Here is a 22,185-nt window from a genome sequence, read left to right on the forward strand (position 1 = left end):
TGCATATGCAACGGCCGCTTTGATATGGAATGTGCTTAAATCAAGCTGATTTGTCTTTTGATACTTTCTTCTAGAGAGATAATCGTTTCCGTTCGTTGTATACCTTTTACAGATTGTATATCTTCATTCAGGACCTTTCTCAAATGTCCAGTATCTCTACAGATAATTTTTGCAAATATACTGTACTGCCCTGTGCAATAGTGTAATTCTACAACTTCTTTGATTTTCTTTAACTGTTCAACAGCATCTGCATATTGGGATCCTTTATCAAGGTAAATCCCGAGAAATGCAGTAATATCAAACCCTACTTTCTGCGGGTTGATAATCAAATTGGAGCCGCGAATAATACCTAGTTCTTCCATCTTCTTCATTCGAACGTGAATGGTACCACCTGAAACAATTAATTTTTTAGCAATTTCGGTATAGGGGATTGAAGCATCTTCCATCAAAATAGACAAAATTTGAATGTCTAATGAATCTAAGTCGTAGTTGGAATAATTAATTTCCATAAATCCTATATTTTGTTTTTAAAATAATGCTTTTATTATGACGCTATTGATATTATGAATGAATAACTGCTTGCGCAGAATATCAGTTTTCTTTCAAAATGTATATCCTTTCATTCAAAAATATCTTGGTTTATGTTTTTGGTTAGCACTATAGATGAGTTTATTCGTTATCTATAATTTATCTTTCTATAATTCAATTTGATATTCTTGACAATTTTACAAAAATAGTAAGTTTTTTGGTTATTGTGGTATTAATTTCATAATTAATATATCCTTAACTTGTGAAAATTACTAGGATTGCATTTTTTTATTCTGGCCGATTATATTATAGTGTAATCTCGTGGTGGACGGGAATAACTGTGCTCCATGCGTTTGCAGGGATGGTGGGTATGGAACGAATATTAGGAAATATTCTGATTAACGGATTGTAAGGCAAATGTGGCAGAATAATTATTTTCGAATAGTGACTGGGGAATACAAAGCATTTTTTCTAAGTTTATAGAATCATCACCACCGAACGACTGGCTGATGACCATTGCAAAGTAAACCGATGCGCCAAATGGCGATTACAAAGTGATTACATATAGATGAAATCAAGATAGGCATATGACTTACAGATTAAGACAATACGCCGATGGTTGTTTCATCTTTAAAAAATAGATATGGAATTTGATGATGTGAAGATATCTAGAAAGAAGCCTATATTTCCTGTGGGTTCGGGATTGAATAAATATCTCAAAGTGTATCAGCGAGATGCCAAATTGCCTATAGCTTATCGAGATTTATTGTCATTTAGTGAAACAATTCCTGTGTTGGATAAAAATGGGAACGATACTTTTTGGGAGACCCCTTTGTATCTGCCCTATTTGCAGGATCAGTTGTATGAGGGGTTAAAAATTGTCTATGCAGAACTGAAAGCTTCTGGTAATACCCGTATAGTACAGCATAAATACATTGATAGGATTGAGTATTGTGCATTTGGTAATACCAGACCGTTTCGTATTCGTATCGTCAATCGGTTGAATGACGTTTACGATTATTTTTATGTAAAACAAGCAGATGCGTCTCGTATATATGGTTTAGAACTGGAGGAAATCCTGTCACCTAACCAAGTCAATTATTTGGTTGATCAGGATACATTAATCGAAGAACATATTGTCGGGATTCCGGGTGATGTCTTTAGTAAGGATAGAATGTTTTCTCCTGACTATAATATGACGAGGATTGCAAAGGAATTTGTGAAGTTCAATGAGCGATGTATAATTACATTGTTAGGTGATATGAGAGCATATAATTTCGTTATGCAAATCACACCTGACTTTGATGATTTTCAATTTAGGATTAGGGCGATAGATTTCGACCAGCAATTTTACGAAGGTAATCCAAAAGTGTATATGCCACAGTTTTTCAAAGAAAATTATCCATATGTCAAAGTATGCATGGAATACCTGAATGATCGAACGGTATCTCAATATCAACAAGAGGAACGGTCTTCTTTAGTCCATCGCGTGCGAAGTGAACGTCATCGTATTGCTGATTTAAGAGATGCATCCCAAACGCAGCAATTGTCTTCTATTGCGAATATTGTCCAGTTACGGGAAGGGTATGCGGCTTTTCATTCGGACGCCCGATATCTGAAATGCAAAACTATGACAGATATTATTGAGTTGAATGTGAAAAATGTGATTCGACAAATGCAGCTGTAGCTATTTTACTCGGTTTTGATTCTCTTTGGCAAAGGCTTCCCAGCCACTGTATGATTTGGATAGGCCTGAGGTCGTATTTTGTTGAAAAGAATGGCATACGGCTACTGCAAGTCCATCTGTAGCGTCCAGGAACTCCGGTGTCTCTTTGAATGATAATAACGTTTTAAGCATAGCCGCCACTTGCTCTTTTGTGGCATTCCCATTTCCGGTTACAGATTGTTTTATCTTTCTGGGAGAATATTCAAATATGGGAATATCGTGATTGAGTGCTGCTGCCATTGCAACGCCTTGAGCACGACCAAGTTTGAGCATAACTTGGATATTTTTACCATAGAAGGGTGCTTCCAAAGCGACACAGTCTGGTTTGTATTCTTGGATAAGTGCCGATGTTTTTTTAAAGATGCGTTGTAACTTCAAGGCGTGATCATCTAGATGCCCCATTTTTATAACACCAAGGGATATTAAAGAAATTTTCTTTCCCGTTTCTTTGACTAGTCCATACCCCATTACGACGGTGCCAGGGTCAATGCCTAAAATAATTCGCTCTTTTGCTGCTTCCTTTTGCATGTGGATACAATATTACACTTTCTTTTGTGAATTAACTTCAAGCTATGTCACTAAAAATTAGTAAAATTGTGATCTTGATAAAATAGTGTCTTGACAAACAAAACAAGAAAATATCTCAATCTATGTATTAAAATTGCGGTCTTGCTATTAGCGGGATGGTATATTTATTTCAAAGTCAATAATCAAGATAACCTTAAAGAATTCAAATCTTTATTGAATGACCTTGACAAGGACCTTATCTTGGCCGTATTGATTACTGTAATCGTTTTGATGTTTTGTAACTGGTTTTTGGAAGTTGCAAAATGGAAGTTCATCAGTAGGCGCATTGAAAGAATTAGTTGGTGGCGAGCAATTGAGGGCGTATTTTGTGGGCTTACCTGGGCGATATTTACACCGAATAGAATAGGTGAGTATGGGGGGCGGGTCATGTATTTATCTCCTGAAAACCGGGCCTCTGGAGCCGTTGCAATGGGAGTGGGGCATTTTGCTCAATTGGTATTGACCAGCATATTTGGAGCGCTAAGTATCGCATGGTTCGTAGCAAAATTTCTTCCCGTATCGATTGAAATCAAGATATTGGTCTGGGTGATAGCTCTGCTCTATGCACTTGCATTCTTGGTCGTTTTCTTTAATGTACATTGGGTAGATAGACTTGTAAAACGTATTCGCATATTCCGGAAAATTCAATCTTTTTTTTCTGTACTTGAGGACTATGATAAGCGGGAGCTCAGTGTAATTCTGGGAATTTCCTTGTGTCGATTTGTCATCTTTACTTCGCAATATATCATATTAATGGAGGTCATATTACCAGACTTACCATTTGTATCTATGGTATTGATGATTTTTATCTTGTTTTTTGTGCAATCTGCCGTACCTTCGCTTGACTTATTCGATTTTAGTGTCAGAAGTTTTGTGGCGAGTAACTTATATGGTTATATTACCAGTCAGGAAATCGCGGTCATGGCCATTGTATCTTGTATTTGGTTTGTGAATCTAATATTGCCAGCTATATTGGGGTCCTTTTTTGCAGTAAAAGTTAATTATTTAAGTGATAACAAGTCTTAGTCTCTTTCTCATTATTATGACCATGGTGTATGTAGCATTGGTGCTTTACATGCGACATGGTTGGCTTTCGATACCTCCTTTTCAAGTGCAGAATGCTCCCTCAACTTCGGTGTCGGTATTAATTGCTGCTCGTAATGAGGAGGATGTAATCGAACGGACAATCAATGCGTTGTTGAACCAGGACTATCCGAAGGAGCTTTTGGAAATTATCATCATAGATGATCATTCTACAGATCGTACTGCAGAGATTGTTAAGACTTACGGATTCAAAGGGGTTAAGCTCCTGCAGATGAATGAACGTGATAAACTTAATTCTTATAAGAAGAAGGCTATTTCAAAAGCAATAGAGATTGCGCAAGGAGAGATTATTGTGACTACGGATGCGGATTGTCGAATGGGAAAACAGTGGTTGTCAAGCGTGGTTAGCTATTTCGAGGAGCATGGTTGTTATATGGTCTCGTCGCCGGTTATCTATTCTGAAGAATTGAATATGTTTGAGGAGGCACAAACACTTGAATTTCTATATTTGATTGGTCTAGGTGCGGCAGGTATCGGTAATGGACATCCGACAACTTGTAACGGAGCTAATCTTGCTTATAGGAGGGATGTCTTTTTTGAAATGGAGGGATTTAAAGGTATTGACGATCTTGCATCTGGTGATGATGAACTATTGCTCCATAAGGTGGCTGAGAAGTATGCTGACAAAATCGGTTTTTGTAAGTCAAGATCTGCAATAGTCTATACGGATGCCAAGCCTAATTTATTTGCTTTCATTAGCCAACGAAAACGTTGGGCATCTAAGAGTACTAAATATAAAAATAAGAGTGTAATCGTGCTGGGGGTCAGTATCTGGCTTTTCAATCTGGCAATGTTGTTGAGTGGGATATTGGCTTTTTTCTACCCGACAACCTTGGGGACGCTGATCTTTGGTGTTGTCATGGTCAAGTTTTTAGTTGAATTATATTTTATGAGACCGCTCTGTGAATTTGCTGAACGGACTAATTTGTTGAAATATCTTCCTCTATTGACGATCGGGCATATCGTCTATCTGGTCTATATTGGGATAGCGGGAAATATTGGAAAATACGACTGGAAAGGACGAATTGTAAAATAAAGGGAGACTAACTTCCCCTTACCTTTGCGCGGATAGCCATTTCGGCTTCTTTAACAACCTCTTCTGTGGATTTCCCTGTTGGGTCTATGGGCGGTAAAACTTCCCATGACATCTTCGTGAACGGATTCAAGGGGAACATTCCATATTTTACCATTTCATAAGAACCATTAATTGCTATTGGTACAACGAGAGCTGAAGGATTTTTCTTTAAAATGGTCGCTATTCCCCCTATTGCAAACTCTTTCATCTTTCCATTTTTAGTACGAGTTCCTTCTGGAAATATAAAGACGGACCAGTTTTTTGTCTTCATATTGTTGGCTAATTTTAAAATCTCTCCAATGGATTGTTTCGAATCTCTCCGGTCAATGTTTGCGGCTCCTCCATATTTTAGATTAAAAGAGATACTTGGAATATTAGCTGTGGCCAATTCAATTTTAGAAATAAATTTAGCATGGTACTTCCGTAGAAAATAAATCATAGGAGGAATGTCGAATTGGCTCTGGTGGTTGGCAACAAAAATTAAGGGTTGACCTGTTGGGATATGCTGTTCGTTGATGAACTTGACCGAATTGAAGAGTAGATAATTATCGCTAAATAGGGTGAAGTTCAAGAGGTCTACACTGCGTTTATGAGCGCTGTACCCACCCAGTTTCAGGCATAGCCATTGAATCGGGTGGAAAATAATCAGTTCGATAAAAAAGAATAGATAGAATATAGGGGTAAGGATATAACCAATAATTTTTCTCATATGCTTAGTCTGTTTTAAGGTGCAAACTTAGATAAACTTGCTTTTATATGCAATAATAATGCATTCCCTATTAAGGAGGGCTACTCTATCTAAAATACATCTTTCTTTATACAGATATTGTGCTTTGCTGTCATTCCCACAATAAGCAACATACTAGATGAGCCTAATTGCTTTAATGTTCAATTTGTTGTGATATAAAGTGATTATTTTTTTTAAATTATTCATTATGTATTTAATTTTATTTAAGTTTGTGTAAATAAAATCAATTTTTGAATTGATATGATTTTGCACATGAGCTTTGTTCAAAAAACGATAGTTAGGCTATCAATTGGCGCGAGGGTAATTTATACAATTGCAAAATCTTATTTATGAATATAGAATAGACGAATGATGATAGCTTCGCGCTTCTAAAATTTAAAATAAATACAGATGAAAAAAATACCTGCTACTTGTCCCAGTTGTGATGCTAAACTTAAGGTGTCCAAACTTGTCTGCGATGTATGCGAAACAGAAGTTGTAGGCAAATTTTCTCTTCCAATTCTAATGCAGCTCACTGTCGAGGAGCAGGAATTTGTTTTGGGGTTTCTTTATAATTCAGGTAGTTTGAAAGACATGGCTAGAGACTTAGGGAAGAGTTATCCTACTGTACGTAATATGTTGGATGATTTGATTCAAAAAATTAAAAATTTAGGTTATGAACAGTAAGTTTAAAGAAGTGCAGTCTTTTTCGCAATGGTGGCTATGGTTATCACTGCTGGCTCTTGTCATTCCGATTTATAGGGCTGGAGTGTCAATGTCCTTTTCCGAAGGTTGGGGTACTATGGTTTTGGAAATCGTGACTTATCTACCTTTTTATATTTGGTTAGTCTTAATCTTGTTCTTCCTTATGGTCCGACTGAAGACTGAAATTACAAATGACGGAGTAAAGGCAGACTTTAAGCCATTTTTATGGAACAAAACGTATAAATGGGAAGAAATAGTGGATTGTAAAGTCGTGAAGTATTCTATTTTTGATTATGGAGGTTGGGGGATGAGGGTTTCATCAGCGGGAGTAGCGTATACAACTAAGGGTAAATATGGGCTTAAAATTACTTTAAGGAGTGGACGTCAAATCCTGATAGGAACACAGCGTCCTGAGGAGCTTAAGGCGATTGTTAATGAATTTTTAAAATCTATAAAGACACATGAAGGTCAGTAAGATATTTTTAAAACCATTCGATGATTTTTCAGAACGGACATTGTTAATTGTCGGACTCCTGTTCTATATATTGGGAAGCTTGTTTGCCTATTTTTATGATATTAAATATAACGGTTTTATTAACATACGGTTTGGAGATGGTGGTCCGTTGTATAGGCCTTTTGTAAACAATTTGGTAAATACGGTATTGCCAACGATTGTACTGTATTTGTTTGCTAAGCTTATTTACACAAAAACTAGGTTTATTGATGTCCTCAATACAATTCTGATTGCTAGGATAGTGATTTATTTCACTTCGGTACTTGTTGTGTTGGACAAGTCTAAGGCTACGACACAAAAAATTACTGAAGCCGTGGCAAATGGGGATGTGCAATTGGAAACCGTTCCTAAATCGGATATTTTTTTAGCTGTTTTCGTGGGTTTGCTTTCGCTATTTGTCTTGATCTATTATTTCTATATATTGATTCAAGGAATGAAAGTTGCTATGAATAATAGGAAAATTCTTATCAACGGAGCGATTGTGATTATTTTCTTGGTCTTGGATTTGGTGGTACAATTTTATTTCCCTTATTTCTAATGTTTATTATGAAGTATTTATATGCTATTTTTTTACTTTCGATTCTAAATGTTGCTTGCGGACAAAGCATTACTGGGACTTGGAAAGGAGAGTTACAGACTCCTGGACAGAGGATTCCGCTTGTCTTTCATATTCATCAGGATAACGAAGGATATGCAGGGACTATGGATAGCCCAAAGCAGGGGGCGATTGGATTACCTTTGAGTGAGGTGAAGTTGAATGGGGATGTTCTCAAATTGAAAATGAGCACTGCGGGATTGGAGTATGAAGGAAGAGTAGCGAGTGATACAATAAAGGGAGAGTTTAGGCAGGGGGGTGGTACTTTCAACTTGAGTTTGACAAAGACTCTGGATTCTATTACAATAATCAAACGACCCCAAGAGCCTGAAGGTGTACCTAATTATCGCGAAGTAGAGGTTTCATTTTTTAATAAAAAGGCTGATTTGACCCTTGCGGGAACCCTTACTATGCCAGCGACTGGCAAAGGTTTTCCTGCAATATTGTTGGTGACGGGAAGTGGTCCTCAAAATAGGGATGAAGAGCTCTTTGGTCACAAACCTTTTAAGTTAATAGCTGATTATCTGACAAAGAATGGCTATGCTGTATTACGTTATGATGATCGGGGTGTTGGTGAGTCTACTGGTGATTTTTCACTAGGGACGACTGCGGACTTCGCTGCTGATGCAGCTGCGGGTGTTGCTTTTTTAACCGGGCATCCAGCAATCAATCCCGCTAAGATTGGGGTTATTGGGCACAGTGAAGGAGGGATGATTGCTCCCATGCTGGCTGCGGAAGACTCAAAAATTGCATTCATTGGATTATTGGCGGGGCCTACTATAGCGATAGACTCATTAATGTTGCTTCAAAATGCTGCATTTGGAAAGGCTTCGGGCATGAGCGAGGACGCATTGATGAAAGCTCGTGATCTAAATCGAAAGATTTATGCCATTGTGAAGAGTAGTCGCAGTGATGGAGAAGTGAAAAAGACATTAATGGGAATTTTGAACAATAGTAAACAGGTGGATGAACTGACTAGTCCTTGGTTTAGATCATTTTTCCGATTCGAACCTGGGGTTTATTTAAATCGTGTGAATTGTCCAATATTTGCAGTGTATGGGGGCAAGGATCTACAGGTCCCTGCTGAGGCAAACCTGAATGCAATCTATCGAATCTCGGAAAAGAAGAAGAATCGTTTGGACTTCATCAAAGTTTATCCTGATCTTAACCATTTGTTTCAACATGCTCAAACAGGGTTGGTAAATGAATATGGTTTTTTGGAGGAAACGATGAGTGAAGAGGTCCTTCGAGATTTAAAAACGTGGTTGGATAGGGTAACCTTGTAGCTATTTGACAATTTTAAGGATATTGATTAATATAATAAACACCTCCAGCGCAATACTGGAGGTGTTTATTATATTAAGGAGTTGTATTTGATACGGGAAGAATTTTTCCATTGTAGTACTTATTGCCATTTTGCGCAAACTCAGCAAGATATCGTCCCATTTCAAAGGCGAGGGTACCAGCTTCTACTCCGGGAAAGGCTGTTTCGAACATCTCTGTTTGGGAAGAACCCAATGCGAGGCAATTGACTTTAATGCCTTTTTCTTTCAATTCCTCAGCTAGGCATTCTGTAAGGGTCGCTAAAGCACCTTTACTAGCGGAGTATGCCGATAAGCCTGGAAATTTTGAGGCGCCCTGAAAGCCACCCATACTGCTTACATTCACAATGTGACCTCCATTTTTGATGAGAGGAACAATATGCTTGATCATGTTGACATGGCCTAATAAATTGGCCTGTAACATCGTTACAAAATCTTCGGTAGTAGTTTCTAAAAATGGTCTATTAATGAGTTGACCAGCGTTGTTGATGAGGATGTCTACTTCTTTAAACTTGGATTGAATGAAAGGTATGAGCGAATCAGTATAGTTATCATAGACGATGTCGAACTGTGCAGGGTATAGCTTACCGCCGTCATGATTTAATGATGATGCAATTTCATGAAGCTTTCTGAGTTTATCAGCCGATCTTGCGATTGCAATTACATTGTTCTCTTTATTTGCCGTAAGGTCTAAGACTGCTTCAAATCCTATGCCGCTACTTGCGCCTGTTATAATAATATTTGCCATGTTAAATTGTTTTTAATACTGTATTTTGAATGCGGACTACTATTCGGAATTTGTAATCTCGGTTCTACTACGTTCTACTTCTTCGGCCGATGGAAGCTTCTCTTCTCCCAACCCTTTTGGGTCGAATGTATAATAGGCTCCTGTCAAGGATACTAGAGCCGATATAATATAAAATAGCAAGCTAATCAATACGGCTAAATGTGCATCTAGATAAAATATTTTCGCTCCCCACATATAAACTACTTCACGCATACCTAGTCCTCCTACAGAAAAAGGGATGATAGCAACGAGAGATGAAGCTAGGAATAAGAAAAGGTATGGGGAGAATTTTCCTTGAAAGCCCAATGCATATAGAATTAGAATCGCAGAGATAACTTGCATAGCCTGAACACCGATAGCCTTGATATGTGTGATTGGAAAACTTTTTGTAAAATGAGGGAAGAATTTCGTAATAACGAAATAGTATATCAGCGTGCTCAGAAGAAAAGCAGATATCGTGAGTGCATTGGGGATCTTAAGTTGTGGCATACAGACAACTAGAGCGGAGGTAATTAAGCCAAGTGCCCATAGACCGCTTAAGCGGTCAAAAAAAAGAGCTCCAAGTAGTCTACGTCCCTTGATATTGAATTTTTTTCGTAAAAAATAGATTTTATAACCGTCACCGCCGATGCCTCCTGGTAGAAAAAGATTATAGAACATGCCCAATTGGTAAAGCTTCAAATTATACTTTTCGCTCACTTCTAATCCTATTGCCTTTAGGAAGCTTAATAGTCTTGAAGCGGAAATAAGGATGGAAATCAAAAAGGCTAAAAGTGCGAGTAAAAGAAACCAAGGATTGCTGTTCGAGATTGCCTCTAAGAGGTCTCTTATTTCAACTTTCTTGAATACCCAATACAGTGCTCCTGTGGTGATGACTAACTTGAGTATGTTTTTGAAAACAGTCTGAATTTTTTTGATATCCATTGACGTCTGTATTCTAGCGCTTACTTGAACGAATTGGGTAAAGATAAAAACTATCTTGGATAAATATTAGCTAGCAAAGATGGGATAAATCCTGCTGTACAACATTAGGAGATAAATGCTGAGCATGATGGTGGAAAGTGAAAATAACCAATTCACCTCAGTCTTTGTGTACTTATTTTTCAACATGGTGAATAGTAAAGTGACAAATATGACAAAAAGAAGCAGTGGAAAAATCAGTACCCACTTGTTTTCAAAATATAAATAGGTGTTTTGGAGCTGCGCCTTATTGTCTGATAATAATGGGATAAATGCTAAGGCCAAGATAATTACGAACAATCGTAAGAGTATTTTTGCAATTACTTTGCTTATGGTATGATTTTTGGATTGTTCGTTCATGATTTTGTATTTGTATATTTGCAAAAATACAAAGATTGATTAACATAATTCTTAAACAATGCGCAAACATATTCTGACCTCCGTGGCTATTTTATCAGCCGTTATCCTATTTTCATCTTGTGGCGCTCAAAAGAAGACTACATCTTCGGTGGGCAACTCGAATTCGTCCAATACCGAAGTAAATGATGGGCCGAGTGCCTCTCAGTGGAAAAGTGGAGTCAAAGGTAGCTGGATTTTGAATAGTATCGATCGAGAAAATATTCCGGCTGCATATACTATTAAGACTGTTTTTGAAGAAGCACCAGCCGAGTGTTTTGAAGGAAGTGTGTGGACATTGCCGTCAAATGGAAAAGGAACAATCGAGTTTACAGCTGACGGTACATTGTGCGCCAAAGGTGCAGTACGAAACATTGTGTGGTCTATCTTCAATCCGGGCAAGACTGGTGGTCAGCCTCAATTTCAATTTAAGAAGATTTATTCGGGAGACAAAGCTCGGAATGTTACAAGTGGTTACAGATTGGACCTCTCTTTCTCAGATGGTAATAAATTAGTCATGCGTATGCCAATCGATGTGGAAAGTGGTACAGGTTATTTGGTTTTTAACTTCACGAAATCTGTACGTTAGGTATAGCGAGTTTTAATCATATATATTGCCGTAAGTTATTATCTTACGGCTTTTTTGATGTTTGTGGCTGTTGTGTTTTTTATTTTTGATTCGTTGGGAAAATTGTTGGGTAAGCTTTAAATAGATGATTCGAATATTGGAACATTTTTTGCTGTAACATCCTCAATAAAGACATACCTATGGGAAATAGCGGTAAATTGGAAAGTAATCAACATTGAAATGGTAGATGAAGTTAGAGAAATAGAGCAAGAGAGATTTAAGAAAAGAGATAGTTCAAAGATTTATTTTTTTGTAATTGCTATAGCTGCATTGTTAGCAACCAATATATACTTTTATATCAAATTCAACTCTTCGGGCGAAAAGATATATACGTTGACTGTCCAAAAGGAAAATTTGCAGATTGAGATCGATCGGATAGAAGCTGAACTTGATAATTTGAACGAAGAGAACCTGAAGCTGAGTGAGAGCATGATGAAATCGGAAGTTCAAGCTCGGAAGATAATCGAGGATCTTCGAAAGGAATTAGAAATGAGTACATTGACTACCGAACAAATCAATCAAGCTCGAAAGATTGTAGCATCATTGAAGGTGGACGTATCCGGTCTGAAGACTGATCTCGGAGATTTAAGGGTTAAGAATGAGATGCTTCGCAAAGAGAATGAATTGTTAAATAGCAAAGTAGATGAGCGGGAAAGTAAGATTGAGGGATTGACGGACAATAATGCACTCCTTAAAGATAAAGTAGCTACAGCATCTGCTATAAAAGTTTCGAATATTATCATCAATGGTCTTCAAGAAAAGAGAAAGGGACGTTTGGAGGTGGAAACTAGGGCTAAGCGGGTGGATAAGCTAGAAATTAACTTTACCATTGCAGACAATCCTTTAGCTAAGCTTGGTGCAAAAGATATCTTCGTCCGAATAATCAATCCTGATGGAGATTTGATTGCTGAATCTACGGATATATTTTTTGTACACGGAGAGAAACTTCAATATACATTTAAGGAAAGTATCAACTTTACGAATAATGGAGAGGAATACAAATTTTTCTGGCAAGAACCAAATAATTTTGGCAAAGGTGCCTATACCGTGCTTCTGTATGCGGACAATGCTATCATGGGTAGATCGAGTATTATCTTAAAATAATTTTTTCGCTCATAACTATAACAAAAGAAGGTCTGGAAAAAATTCCAGACCTTCTTTTGTTATTCTATTTCTTTTAGTGCGCTATCGTACATAGGAATTAGGATAGTAAATGTGGTGCCTTTTCCAGCTTCTGTTTTAAAGGTAATAGATCCTCTCATACCTTCAATTGTCTGCTTGGCAAAAGCTAAGCCTAAACCTGTGCCTGAACTCTTGGTGGTGAAGTTAGGTTCGAAAATTTTGGATAGAGATTCATCGGAGATTCCTCTTCCGTTGTCATTTATCGCTATTTTTATAATGTCGGGATGTATACGAGAGATTTCAAAATGGATTTTAACCTTTTTGCGGCCAATTGCTGCTTCTATTGCATTTTTTATAAGATTGTTGAACGTTCTTAACAATTGATCTTTATCTCCGAGTACATATATCGGTTGTAGGTCAGTGTGATTTGTAATTATGATACTGGCTTGGGGATTGTTGGTATATACCGCAGTTGATTTATTAATCTCTTCAACGATGTTGACCTTTTCCAAATGGGTGTCTGGCAATTTAGCGAAGGCAGAGAATTCACTGGCAATATGAGATAAACTATCTATCTGTTCAATAAATGAGATAGATATTCTATTAAATCGTTCTTCGAATCGAGGGTCACCTTCTCTAAATGATCTCCCTAATTGCTGAATGCCTAGCTTCATGGGGGTTAGCGGATTTTTGATTTCGTGGGCTATTTGTTTCGCCATTTCTCTCCAAGCAGCTTCTCGTTCTACACCCATTAGTTTTTTTGAATTTTCTTCTAGCTTAATTAGCATAAAATTGTATTCTTTTATCAAGGTTCCAACTTCATCATTCCGTTGCCAAAAAAGAGGTTCATTTTGTTTGCCTACATTTGTTTGTGATAGCTTTTTGCCAATCATGACCAAAGGAGCAGTAATCTTATTGGAAATATAGACCGCGAAGAAACCAAATGCAATAATGATAATCGTATATATATTGATTAGGGTATTCAGAAGCAGGTTGATGCTGGCACTTTCTTCTTTTCTGGATGAGAAGTAAGGAACATTTAGATAATAGGCTAATTGATAATCTCTGTTTCGGATACTAGCGTAACTAGATGAAAATTCAAACTCGCCAACGTTTTCGGATTCAATGGTTTCAGTTTTCTTGATAAGTGATAGCTTTTTATACGCAACGGGATTGATAAACGTGGAGAACAACTTTAGGTCGTATATTTTGGGTTGTGATGAATAAATTAGCCGACCATTTCTACCGAATAATGAAAAATCTGTCGTCATCGCTTGCGATAGCAAGTTGAGATAGGCTTCGGCTTGCAAGAAGTCAGAAGTCGCTTCGGCTGTGTTTAAGATGTTTTCTAGCTTTCTCGATATTTCGGCTATGTATTTTATTCTCGCATTTTCACGTTCTTTGCTGAGCCTAGAATTTATATTATAGAAGGCAAGGACGCCCGACATCAATATGGCGAAGATTATGGATATAATAAATATAGTCTGGATACGGGTACTATATTGAATGGAATTTTTTAGAATAAGAAAGTGATATTTGATGCTTTTAATTCTAAATGATCGTTGGGATACGGTTTGTCCTAAATAAAATAGAATATAGATAATGCTAAAGAATACAAATAAGAGCACAAAAAAGAAGCAGGTGATAGCCACATATTCGTAGATATTTTGATTTGCACGGCTGATAATAAGGGTGGTGTGCTCATCTGGACGGTACATCAGATGAAAGAATTCGCTTGGGTCGTCGATTTCTAAAAATGTGCCTACGCTTTTAGGGAATTTGGAATCTGTGCTGGGGTAGGTGTATTGACCATATTGTGTGATTAGTTGTCGATCTTTATATAGCGCAAATGAATTGTTGAGAAAGGCTTCTTGTTGAAGAGAGGTGGTGCGACTGTCTGACAGTATCTCCGGATAGGGCAGAATATAGCTGAAAGATCGATTTCTAAGATTGAGGAACAAGCTGGCAGTTGTTTCATTGTCAATTGGGATATTGATTGTAGCAAAATACTCATGTGTACCTAGTTCACTTTTTAAACGATAGAAATTGTCTGTTACTTTAATGGAGTTTGTAATAACTTTTTCCCTGTATTCTTCAAATTTGTTATTATTGTAATGTTCTAATGGTTGGTTATTTGCATAGTAATAGCCGTTGAAGTCAAACTTTGAAAGATACCCACTGAAATACGTTTTCTTTAAGAACTCGGTGATTTCGGTAGGGTCATTTTGATTGGCGGCAATACGAAGGCGATGTTGGAGTTGCTCATCATTTTTCATTGATTTTTCAATATCCATGAATAGGGAGATGGCATTGGTATCGTCTTCTGCCTCAAGATTTGCCAATACTAATTTCATATTCTCCAACTTTTTCAAACGCATATATTTGTCGTGATTTATAGAGGAAAATATAGCAGCGATAACCAGTATCACTATATATAGCGAAAACTTGTATTGATCTAAGGCGTACTTATGGAGGAAGATGAGCAAAATAAGTATGCCTAACAAAACATTGTTTATACTATTGTCGCCTAATAAAGCATATACAATCATCGATATGATAAGTACTGCAAGTTGGAGGTTCAACTTTACCCCAATAGCATCAAATAGTTTGTCCATCAATTTGAGGACGAAGTTGATATAGAGAAAGAGAGACAAAATTGCTAAGCACAAGTTGAGTAGATTCAGCCAACTATATTTGCTTAGGTCTGCAATTTTAGAAAAATCATAGCTTACGATGGAAGTGTGAGTTATCAAACTGCCGAGGTGCTTAAATAGGAGGTTCGAAAAAAAGTATATACCGAAGAGTAATGTGCTCGCAATGACGTAGGGAATTACTCCTTTTTTAGTGCGTTCAGGTAATGTCAGGTTGGTCAGTATAGAGGTAATAAATAGCAGATACCATAAACAGCTCAAATTGGTCAACGTCAAAGCCCATAAATGAGGAAAGATGGCATTGTAAGCGTAATATTTGGGGTCAAATATCCCTAAGCTGGAGTGAGATGCCAGCCAATTGGTCTCAAGGTCTATAACTCTTATACCAATGAGTACAAGGCCGAATATTGCTATTGAAGTCCATACAAAACCTTTTTTTGCAAGGCTCAAACAAATATTGTGTGCTAGTATGATAAAGCAGAACATGGCAGCGACCCAACAGATGAATTGTAGAAAAATATAGATGTTATCGTGTTTTCCATCTTTTAATTTGACAGAGAAAAGATAGGTGCCGTCTTTACTGTATACATTTTGAATATTCCTAGTATCTGTATAGTCTGCTATTTCTAGATTATTGTTGCCGATAAGGTCTTTAGCAAACGTGTTTTTAAGATATTCGTTGTTGCTATTAAAAAATCTTTTGACAAGAATAAGCGCTAGAACATTGATGTCTCCTACTTTCTTTTGTCGGGCGATAAAAGATCTATTGCTTTCAAGGATATATGTTGTAGTGGGTTTTAAGCCTGCATCTGTAACGGGTACATATACATCTGTGCTCCACAGTATGGGTTTTCCGTCTTTGAAGAGGTATAAAAGTATGCGCTGCTCATCCGAAAATTTTTCCAGTATTTCCGACGACTGAATGGGAAATTGCTCAATATTTTTAAAAGTCTTCATAATCGTCGAATCTGCAAATAGATCTTCGATCATGCTTTCCTTCTTGTGTATATTGGACATGAGCTCCTCTTTGTCCAATCTTAACATGTCTTTATCCGTAATGGTTAGGTGAATTGTAAGGGCAGTGCCCATAAATGAAAACGTGAGGATAAGAAGTAGGATACGGATTTTGGTGGTGAGTTGCACAGTGCTTTGTTATATTGTTAGATAAGTAAATATAATAAAAAAGTCCCCATATACAAGGATATGGGGACTTTGGTATTTTTGACAACAAAGGATGTCTAATTGTGGACTTCCTCTTGTCTGAAGATTTTGGCGTTTAAATACTCGCGATTCAATCGAGCAATGTTTGTCAATTTAATACCTACTGGACATTCTGCTTCGCAAGCGCCAGTGTTGGTACAATTGCCAAATCCTTCGGCATCCATTTGATCTACCATTGCTTGGGCACGTTCATAACGTTCTGTCTGCCCTTGAGGTAAGAGCGCAAATTGAGATACTTTTGCGGATACGAATAGCATCGCAGAGGCATTTTTACAAGCTGCGACACAGGCACCACATCCTATACATGTAGCGGATTCGAACGCTTCGTCAGCGATTCTTTTTGGAATCGGGATTGTATTGGCATCAGGTACTCCACCTGTATTTACATTGACATACCCGCCAGCTTGTTGAATGCGATCGAAAGCTGTACGATCTACTGCCAAATCCTTCAACACTGGAAATGCAGCTGCTCTCCAAGGTTCAATAACGATAGTCTGGCCATCGTGGAAGCTACGCATGTGCAACTGACATGTGGTAGTGCCTTGTTTAGGGCCATGTGGACGACCATTGATCACCAATGAACACATACCGCAGATACCTTCGCGACAATCGTGGTCAAAGTAAATAGGATCTTCTCCTTTACGAGTCAATTCTTCATTAACAATGTCAAGCATCTCCAAGAAGGACATATCATCAGCGATATTATTCGCTTGATAAGTTACGAATTGACCTCTTTGTTTATCATTTTTTTGACGCCAAACTTTCAGCGTTAAGTTCATATGTGCACTCATATCTGTATAGTATTGAGTACTGAGTATCGAGTATTGAGACATTTCGTATATCTCAATACGCTATACGCAATACTATTTATAACTTCTTTGTGTTAATTTAACGTTTTCGAAAATTAACTCCTCTTTATGAAGAACTTCTGGTTGGTTCTCACCGTTGAATTCCCAAGCAGATACGTAGGTGAATTCTTCATCATTACGTTTAGCTTCACCTTCTTCTGTCTGACTTTCTAAACGGAAATGGCCTCCACATGATTCAGCCCTGTTGAAAGCATCATCTACCATCAATTCTCCCAATTCTAAAAAGTCAGCTACACGTCCAGCTTTTTCTAAAGAAAGGTTTAATTCCTCGTTTTCACCAAGTACAGTTACATTTGACCAGAATTCTTTCTTCAATTCTTGGATAAGTCCTTTTGCCTTGGTCAACCCTTCTGCAGTACGGGCCATACCACAATATTCCCACATAATCTTACCTAATTCTTTGTGGATATCATCTACCGTTTTGGTTCCTTTAAGAGAAAGAAGTTGCTTTGTTTTTTGTTCAACTTCTAGACGAGCCTTCTCGAACTCTGGGTTGGTGTTGTCTACAGGAGCAAATCCTAAAGTGGACAAATAGTCTCCAACCGTATAAGGGATTACAAAGTATCCATCAGCCAGACCCTGCATCAATGCAGATGCTCCGAGGCGATTAGCCCCATGGTCAGAGAAATTACATTCTCCTAGTGCGTATAGGCCTGGAATAGTCGTCATTAGGTTGTAGTCTACCCATACGCCTCCCATGGTATAGTGTACAGCAGGGTAGATACGCATAGGCTGCTTGTATGGATTTTCATCTGTAATTTGATAATACATGTCAAATAAGTTTCCGTATTTAGCACGTACAGTATCTTCTCCAAGACGGTTGATTGCGTCAGCAAAATCCAAATATACGGCAACTCCTGATTTACCTACTCCACGGCCGTCATCGACCGCTTCTTTGGCATTTCGGGAAGCTACGTCACGTGGTACTAAGTTACCAAATGAAGGATATTTTCTTTCCAAGAAGTAATCTCTGTCTCCTTCTTTGATATCAGATGCTTTTAGTTCGCCTTTACGCAATCTAGCAGAAAGCTCTTGTGTTTTAGGTACCCATACTCTGCCATCATTACGAAGAGACTCGGACATCAAAGTCAGTTTTGACTGATGGTCACCTGTGACAGGGATACAGGTTGGGTGGATCTGGGTGTAGCAAGGATTTGCAAAGAATGCGCCACGCTTGTGTGCTCTCCATGCCGCGGTTACATTACATCCCATTGCATTGGTTGATAGGAAAAATACGTTGCCGTATCCACCAGTACATAATAAGACTGCATGTCCTGCATGGGATTCAATTGCTCCTGTTACCAAGTCACGTGTGATAATTCCTTTTGCATGACCATCTATTTTGACAACGTCAAGCATTTCGTGACGATTGAACATCTCTACTTTACCTTTTTTGATTTGACGGTTAAGTGCAGAATAAGCTCCTAATAGAAGTTGTTGTCCAGTCTGTCCACGTGCATAGAAGGTACGGGATACTTGGGCTCCACCGAATGAACGGTTGTCCAATAAACCTCCATATTCGCGCGCAAAAGGTACTCCCTGAGCGACACATTGGTCGATGATATTTACAGATACTTCAGCGAGGCGATATACATTGGCTTCACGGGCACGGTAGTCACCACCTTTGATGGTATCGTAGAATAGACGGTATACAGAGTCACCGTCATTTTGATAATTTTTGGCTGCATTGATACCTCCTTGTGCGGCAATAGAGTGTGCGCGACGAGGTGAATCTTGATAGCAGAATGCTTTTACATTGTATCCCAATTCGGCTAATGAAGCGGCTGCCGACGCACCCGCCAAACCAGTACCGACAATGATAATGGTAAATTTACGCTTGTTAGCAGGGTTGACTAACTTAAGATTGAATTTATGATTTGACCACTTTTGGGCTAATGGACCCGCTGGTACTTTTGAATCTAACATATCTCTTTATTTTATTTTGATAGATATTGCTTTCGCTCGTATCTTAAAATAGTTTATTTAGCAAAGTAAAAGTATAAAGGCATCGCTGCAAAGCCAATAGGGATAAGTATCCCAAATATCCAGACTCCTAGGAAACGAACGGTAGAAATGTATCTTCTATGATTGAAACCGACTGTCTGAAATGCAGATTGAAATCCATGAATTAAATGGAATGACAACGCTGCCATAGCTACGACATATAATAATACCAACCAGACATTTTGAAATGCATAGTCGACTTGCTTATACAAGTCACGCGCTTGGATGGTCTGGATGCCGTCTTTTACTTCTACTCTAAAATCGCTGAACTCAGCTTGCTCTAGTACTCTAGTAGTTGTTACATTAGTTGCCAAATCTGTTTTGTACTCGATGTAAGGGGTTTGATCATTGTGGTATTTCCACCAAAAGTTAGCCATGTGCGTAGCAATGAAGACTAACAATACAGTGCCTAATATACCCATGTTTCTGGAATTCCACGCGCTGTTTGCTGCTCCGTCATATTTGGCATAAGCGATAGGGCGTGCAGCTCTATTTTTCAATGTCAAAATAAGTGCATAAATAGCGTGGACAATAATAGAAGCGTAAAGTAAGTAGGAAACTACTTTAATAGGTGCAAAATGGGTCATGGTGTACGCGTATTGGTTAAACGCTAGACCTTCATCATTCTTAAACAGTTGTAAGTTTCCGACCAAGTGAACGATCAAAAAAGTACATAAGAAAAGTCCTGTTAAGCTCATGATTAGTTTCTTCCCCAACGAAGAACTTAAAACTGGCTTTGAATTGCTCATTATCCTTGTATTTTAATATTAATACGCAAAACTATCCATTTGCGTCATAAAAATGTAAGTAAGATTGTAAAAAGTACTAATTTAGAATTGTTCTAAGGTTGTAAACGGCAAAAGCCCAGTTAACTGGGCTTTTGCTGGTGTTTTTTATACCGAAATTGTCGTTAGACTATAAAAAATTATAGCCAACTCCAATTGACCACATTTTGACTTTTTGAGAGCGGTCTTTATTGTCGCTCAAGTTAGAAAGACCATGTTCATAACGAAGGTCTACTGTGAATTTACTAATATCTGCACCTACACCTCCAATGATACCTGTAGATGCTTTTTTGTAGTTCTCGAAATCTGTGTATTTGCTCAAGGAGCCTCCTTCGCTAACTTTGAACGCAAATACTGGACCTGCCTGGAAACGCACACCTATCGGACCTACACCTACTCTTGTTCCTAATAAGATTGGAACGTCTATTGTGGTGAAATCAAAAGTCCCGTTTTCCACATCTCCATCTGCTTTTTCATAACTTCCTTTTATTTTTTTTCCTGTAAAATATGCTTCCGGTTGTACATGGAATCCCGCTGCACCAATTCTAGCCCATAAACCTGCTTGATATCCTGTTTTAGTATCGGAATTTAACCATTTTCCATCTGATTTTAGGTTGGTAAAATTCAAAGCGCCTTTTACCCCAAATTTAAGGCTAGGGATTAACTGTGCATGTGCCGAAGCGATTAGCATTAGAGATGCGGCTAAGCTGAGTAGAAACTTTTTCATAAATAATGTATTTTTTGTTATAATTTTAATTTTTATTACTTTTCCAGTTGTGTACAAAATTTAAACCAAAAAATGGCAAACATTAAAATAAGCGATTCCGAATGGGAAATCCTGAAGGTAAAGTTAAGAAGAAAATACAATAGTTTGAGTGATGAAGACCTGATGTACAAAGCTGGGATGGAAGCAGAGCTTATAGAGCGACTCGCCAAGCGACTTAGACGAAATGTGGATTACGTTGTATTTACACTGGGTAAGGAGTTGACTGACTTGGCTAGTAATAGATTATAATGGAGGAAATAAATTGGTCAGATTTTGAAAAGGTCGACCTAAGGGTTGGCACAATATTGTCTGCTGAGGATTTTCCAAAAGCTAGAAAACCTGCTTATCAATTGACGGTAGATTTTGGAATCGACATTGGTGTTCGGAAGTCGAGTGCACAGATTACTGTACATTATTCAAAGGAAGAGTTAATAGGGATGCAAGTGGTGGCTGTAGTGAATTTTCCCAGAAAGCAGATTGCGAACTTTATGTCTGAATGTTTGGTAACCGGGTTTGCGGATGAGAATGGCGATATTATTTTGACTTCTGTAAATAGAAAATTGCCGAATGGTGCTAGACTTTGTTAATTTTGGGCAATGAGATATTTCAATTTTGAAGAGGGGAGAGACCAGTCTAATCCGGATGAGCTTTTTATGCGAGCTGCCTTAGATCTAGCAAAGCGTGCATATGAAGAGGATGAGGTACCGATAGGTGCAATAGTAGTAAGTCAAGGCAAGATAATCGGTAAAGGATATAATCTGACCGAGCGCTTAAATGATGTTACTGCACACGCGGAGATGCAAGCTTTCACCGCGGCATCTAATTTTTTGGGCGGGAAGTATCTTAAAGATTGTACACTGTATGTGACCGTAGAACCTTGTGTGATGTGCACAGGTGCATCGTATTGGACACAGGTATCGAGAGTTGTGTATGGTACAGTGGACGAAAAGCGAGGCTCATCGAAATATGGACATCTCTATCATCCTAAGACTGAAGTGGTGTCCGGTGTTCTGGGGGAGGAGTGCGCCCAGTTGATTACATCATTTTTTCGTCAGAAAAGATAGGTCTGCCTATTTCTTAGAAGAGATTAAAAACATATCCTCGATCTAAACGTTATATTTGTATATAAATCG

23 protein-coding genes are annotated in these 22,185 nt (G+C 38.0%); 12 read left to right on the plus strand and 11 right to left on the minus strand.

Annotation, left to right across the window (positions count from 1 at the left end):
- Positions 1-35: 35 nt before the first annotated feature.
- A complete protein-coding gene (locus tag OQ289_RS03080) occupies positions 36-509 on the minus strand; it encodes an Lrp/AsnC ligand binding domain-containing protein (RefSeq protein ID WP_033563396.1) in 474 nt (157 codons plus the stop codon).
- Between the two features lie 662 nt (positions 510-1,171).
- Between OQ289_RS03080 and OQ289_RS03085 the strand changes: the two genes are divergently transcribed.
- Positions 1,172-2,215, plus strand: coding sequence for a hypothetical protein (locus OQ289_RS03085; protein ID WP_033563395.1), 1,044 nt, complete (start codon positions 1,172-1,174; stop codon positions 2,213-2,215).
- Here OQ289_RS03085 and ruvC read toward each other — a convergent pair whose 3' ends face one another.
- The gene (ruvC, locus tag OQ289_RS03090) at positions 2,216-2,782 is read right to left on the minus strand and encodes a crossover junction endodeoxyribonuclease RuvC (protein WP_033563394.1); all 567 of its coding nucleotides are present in this window, start codon (positions 2,780-2,782) and stop codon (positions 2,216-2,218) included. It abuts the gene before it with no gap.
- Between the two features lie 90 nt (positions 2,783-2,872).
- Between ruvC and OQ289_RS03095 the strand changes: the two genes are divergently transcribed.
- The gene (locus tag OQ289_RS03095; protein ID WP_270089375.1) at positions 2,873-3,847 is read left to right on the plus strand and encodes a lysylphosphatidylglycerol synthase domain-containing protein; all 975 of its coding nucleotides are present in this window, start codon (positions 2,873-2,875) and stop codon (positions 3,845-3,847) included.
- Complete coding sequence (locus OQ289_RS03100) at positions 3,831-4,961, plus strand: glycosyltransferase family 2 protein (RefSeq protein WP_443020421.1); 1,131 nt, start codon at positions 3,831-3,833, stop codon at positions 4,959-4,961. Before OQ289_RS03095 ends, OQ289_RS03100 begins: the two co-directional genes overlap by 17 nt.
- A gap of 7 nt (positions 4,962-4,968) precedes the next feature.
- On the opposite strand, the gene OQ289_RS03105 is transcribed toward OQ289_RS03100, so the two are convergent.
- Positions 4,969-5,709, minus strand: coding sequence for a lysophospholipid acyltransferase family protein (locus OQ289_RS03105; protein ID WP_270089376.1), 741 nt, complete (start codon positions 5,707-5,709; stop codon positions 4,969-4,971).
- A gap of 429 nt (positions 5,710-6,138) precedes the next feature.
- Between OQ289_RS03105 and OQ289_RS03110 the strand changes: the two genes are divergently transcribed.
- Genes OQ289_RS03110 through OQ289_RS03125 form a run of 4 tightly spaced genes read left to right on the plus strand, consistent with a single transcriptional unit; the run spans position 6,139 to position 8,827 of the window.
- Positions 6,139-6,414, plus strand: a complete 276-nt coding sequence (locus OQ289_RS03110; protein WP_033563390.1) for a DUF2089 family protein — start codon at positions 6,139-6,141, stop codon at positions 6,412-6,414.
- A complete protein-coding gene (locus OQ289_RS03115) occupies positions 6,404-6,907 on the plus strand; it encodes a hypothetical protein (protein WP_270089377.1) in 504 nt (167 codons plus the stop codon). Before OQ289_RS03110 ends, OQ289_RS03115 begins: the two co-directional genes overlap by 11 nt.
- Positions 6,894-7,484, plus strand: a complete 591-nt coding sequence (locus OQ289_RS03120; RefSeq protein WP_270089378.1) for a hypothetical protein — start codon at positions 6,894-6,896, stop codon at positions 7,482-7,484. Before OQ289_RS03115 ends, OQ289_RS03120 begins: the two co-directional genes overlap by 14 nt.
- 8 nt (positions 7,485-7,492) lie before the next feature.
- Entirely contained in the window at positions 7,493-8,827 is a 1,335-nt protein-coding gene (locus OQ289_RS03125) for an alpha/beta hydrolase family protein (RefSeq protein ID WP_270089379.1), read from the plus strand.
- A gap of 73 nt (positions 8,828-8,900) precedes the next feature.
- Here the strand turns inward: OQ289_RS03125 and OQ289_RS03130 are convergent, their stop codons facing one another.
- The 3 genes from OQ289_RS03130 to OQ289_RS03140 form a co-directional block, all read right to left on the minus strand.
- A complete protein-coding gene (locus OQ289_RS03130) occupies positions 8,901-9,611 on the minus strand; it encodes an SDR family NAD(P)-dependent oxidoreductase (protein ID WP_270089380.1) in 711 nt (236 codons plus the stop codon).
- A 39-nt stretch (positions 9,612-9,650) separates the two neighbouring features.
- Positions 9,651-10,574, minus strand: a complete 924-nt coding sequence (locus OQ289_RS03135; protein WP_270089381.1) for a lysylphosphatidylglycerol synthase transmembrane domain-containing protein — start codon at positions 10,572-10,574, stop codon at positions 9,651-9,653.
- 66 nt (positions 10,575-10,640) lie between these two features.
- Positions 10,641-10,970, minus strand: a complete 330-nt coding sequence (locus OQ289_RS03140; RefSeq protein ID WP_270089382.1) for a hypothetical protein — start codon at positions 10,968-10,970, stop codon at positions 10,641-10,643.
- 58 nt (positions 10,971-11,028) lie between these two features.
- Between OQ289_RS03140 and OQ289_RS03145 the strand changes: the two genes are divergently transcribed.
- Both OQ289_RS03145 and OQ289_RS03150 read left to right on the plus strand, forming a co-directional pair.
- Entirely contained in the window at positions 11,029-11,595 is a 567-nt protein-coding gene (locus OQ289_RS03145) for a lipocalin family protein (RefSeq protein ID WP_270089383.1), read from the plus strand.
- A gap of 219 nt (positions 11,596-11,814) precedes the next feature.
- Complete coding sequence (locus OQ289_RS03150) at positions 11,815-12,738, plus strand: hypothetical protein (RefSeq protein ID WP_270089384.1); 924 nt, start codon at positions 11,815-11,817, stop codon at positions 12,736-12,738.
- Between the two features lie 59 nt (positions 12,739-12,797).
- Here OQ289_RS03150 and OQ289_RS03155 read toward each other — a convergent pair whose 3' ends face one another.
- From OQ289_RS03155 to OQ289_RS03175, 5 genes are all read right to left on the minus strand, one after another.
- On the minus strand, positions 12,798-16,550 hold the full coding sequence (locus tag OQ289_RS03155; protein WP_270089385.1) for a sensor histidine kinase: 3,753 nt from the start codon (positions 16,548-16,550) through the stop codon (positions 12,798-12,800).
- Between the two features lie 95 nt (positions 16,551-16,645).
- Positions 16,646-17,419, minus strand: coding sequence for a succinate dehydrogenase/fumarate reductase iron-sulfur subunit (locus OQ289_RS03160; RefSeq protein WP_270089386.1), 774 nt, complete (start codon positions 17,417-17,419; stop codon positions 16,646-16,648).
- Between the two features lie 72 nt (positions 17,420-17,491).
- Complete coding sequence (locus OQ289_RS03165; protein WP_270089387.1) at positions 17,492-19,423, minus strand: fumarate reductase/succinate dehydrogenase flavoprotein subunit; 1,932 nt, start codon at positions 19,421-19,423, stop codon at positions 17,492-17,494.
- A 53-nt stretch (positions 19,424-19,476) separates the two neighbouring features.
- A complete protein-coding gene (locus tag OQ289_RS03170; protein ID WP_270089388.1) occupies positions 19,477-20,250 on the minus strand; it encodes a succinate dehydrogenase cytochrome b subunit in 774 nt (257 codons plus the stop codon).
- A gap of 166 nt (positions 20,251-20,416) precedes the next feature.
- The gene (locus OQ289_RS03175) at positions 20,417-21,013 is read right to left on the minus strand and encodes a porin family protein (protein ID WP_270089389.1); all 597 of its coding nucleotides are present in this window, start codon (positions 21,011-21,013) and stop codon (positions 20,417-20,419) included.
- A 72-nt stretch (positions 21,014-21,085) separates the two neighbouring features.
- On the opposite strand from OQ289_RS03175, the gene OQ289_RS03180 reads away from it, so the two are divergent.
- Genes OQ289_RS03180 through OQ289_RS03190 form a run of 3 tightly spaced genes read left to right on the plus strand, consistent with a single transcriptional unit; the run spans position 21,086 to position 22,116 of the window.
- Positions 21,086-21,301 carry a hypothetical protein gene (locus OQ289_RS03180; protein ID WP_033563378.1) on the plus strand — a complete coding sequence of 72 codons (216 nt, stop codon included), beginning with the start codon at positions 21,086-21,088 and terminating at the stop codon, positions 21,299-21,301.
- Positions 21,301-21,639 (plus strand): tRNA-binding protein, encoded by a 339-nt coding sequence (locus OQ289_RS03185; protein ID WP_033563377.1) that lies wholly within the window; start codon positions 21,301-21,303, stop codon positions 21,637-21,639. The genes OQ289_RS03180 and OQ289_RS03185 overlap by 1 nt, the downstream gene beginning before the upstream one ends.
- 9 nt (positions 21,640-21,648) lie before the next feature.
- Positions 21,649-22,116 carry a nucleoside deaminase gene (locus OQ289_RS03190; protein WP_270089390.1) on the plus strand — a complete coding sequence of 156 codons (468 nt, stop codon included), beginning with the start codon at positions 21,649-21,651 and terminating at the stop codon, positions 22,114-22,116.
- Positions 22,117-22,185 lie beyond the last annotated feature (69 nt).

Source organism: Sphingobacterium sp. SYP-B4668 (genome assembly GCF_027627455.1).
GTDB lineage: Bacteria > Bacteroidota > Bacteroidia > Sphingobacteriales > Sphingobacteriaceae > Sphingobacterium.

Coding starts and splice junctions, on each gene's coding strand:
- OQ289_RS03080 (WP_033563396.1), bottom strand. CDS start 509: ATGGAAATTAATTATTCCAACTACGACTTAGATTCATTAGACATTCAA.
- OQ289_RS03085 (WP_033563395.1), top strand. CDS start 1,172: ATGGAATTTGATGATGTGAAGATATCTAGAAAGAAGCCTATATTTCCT.
- ruvC (WP_033563394.1), bottom strand. CDS start 2,782: ATGCAAAAGGAAGCAGCAAAAGAGCGAATTATTTTAGGCATTGACCCT.
- OQ289_RS03105 (WP_270089376.1), bottom strand. CDS start 5,709: ATGAGAAAAATTATTGGTTATATCCTTACCCCTATATTCTATCTATTC.
- OQ289_RS03110 (WP_033563390.1), top strand. CDS start 6,139: ATGAAAAAAATACCTGCTACTTGTCCCAGTTGTGATGCTAAACTTAAG.
- OQ289_RS03115 (WP_270089377.1), top strand. CDS start 6,404: ATGAACAGTAAGTTTAAAGAAGTGCAGTCTTTTTCGCAATGGTGGCTA.
- OQ289_RS03120 (WP_270089378.1), top strand. CDS start 6,894: ATGAAGGTCAGTAAGATATTTTTAAAACCATTCGATGATTTTTCAGAA.
- OQ289_RS03125 (WP_270089379.1), top strand. CDS start 7,493: ATGAAGTATTTATATGCTATTTTTTTACTTTCGATTCTAAATGTTGCT.
- OQ289_RS03130 (WP_270089380.1), bottom strand. CDS start 9,611: ATGGCAAATATTATTATAACAGGCGCAAGTAGCGGCATAGGATTTGAA.
- OQ289_RS03135 (WP_270089381.1), bottom strand. CDS start 10,574: ATGGATATCAAAAAAATTCAGACTGTTTTCAAAAACATACTCAAGTTA.
- OQ289_RS03140 (WP_270089382.1), bottom strand. CDS start 10,970: ATGAACGAACAATCCAAAAATCATACCATAAGCAAAGTAATTGCAAAA.
- OQ289_RS03145 (WP_270089383.1), top strand. CDS start 11,029: ATGCGCAAACATATTCTGACCTCCGTGGCTATTTTATCAGCCGTTATC.
- OQ289_RS03150 (WP_270089384.1), top strand. CDS start 11,815: ATGGTAGATGAAGTTAGAGAAATAGAGCAAGAGAGATTTAAGAAAAGA.
- OQ289_RS03160 (WP_270089386.1), bottom strand. CDS start 17,419: ATGAGTGCACATATGAACTTAACGCTGAAAGTTTGGCGTCAAAAAAAT.
- OQ289_RS03165 (WP_270089387.1), bottom strand. CDS start 19,423: ATGTTAGATTCAAAAGTACCAGCGGGTCCATTAGCCCAAAAGTGGTCA.
- OQ289_RS03170 (WP_270089388.1), bottom strand. CDS start 20,250: ATGAGCAATTCAAAGCCAGTTTTAAGTTCTTCGTTGGGGAAGAAACTA.
- OQ289_RS03175 (WP_270089389.1), bottom strand. CDS start 21,013: ATGAAAAAGTTTCTACTCAGCTTAGCCGCATCTCTAATGCTAATCGCT.
- OQ289_RS03180 (WP_033563378.1), top strand. CDS start 21,086: ATGGCAAACATTAAAATAAGCGATTCCGAATGGGAAATCCTGAAGGTA.
- OQ289_RS03185 (WP_033563377.1), top strand. CDS start 21,301: ATGGAGGAAATAAATTGGTCAGATTTTGAAAAGGTCGACCTAAGGGTT.
- OQ289_RS03190 (WP_270089390.1), top strand. CDS start 21,649: ATGAGATATTTCAATTTTGAAGAGGGGAGAGACCAGTCTAATCCGGAT.